Genomic DNA, 349 nt, shown 5'->3' on the forward strand with positions numbered 1-349 from the left:
CTTCGACTCGTGATGGCGGATACTCCCGGCTAAGACTCAGCAGTCCCAGGCAGAGTCGGTATGCCTGCTCGGCATGGGCTTTCTCTGCCAGCCGTTCGCTAACCCAGCACAAGGTGCCCGGTCCGATGTCGGCAGCCCACTGCTTAAGACGCCCTGGCGTCCAGCGTTGCTGCTTGCTGTGACGTTCCGGCATGTGCTCAGGGAGTGTGCTCATCCCCGGGATGGTTTTACGCGGATGGCTCGCGACCAGCTGTTGCTGGTGATAGACCTGAAGCAGGGTATCGCCCGCATGGAGCTCCAGTTGCTGACCCACATACTGGTGCGGCACCGAGTAATGGTGCTGCTCATA

At 60.7% G+C, this 349-nt stretch carries 1 pseudogene; it reads right to left on the bottom strand.

Going from position 1 to position 349, the window contains the following annotated elements:
• Positions 1-349 (bottom strand): annotated as a pseudogene (locus J9892_RS22605) (IS21 family transposase); the annotation flags it as partial.

This window comes from Aeromonas sp. Prich7-2, assembly GCF_017939255.1.
Classification (GTDB): domain Bacteria; phylum Pseudomonadota; class Gammaproteobacteria; order Enterobacterales; family Aeromonadaceae; genus Aeromonas; species Aeromonas caviae.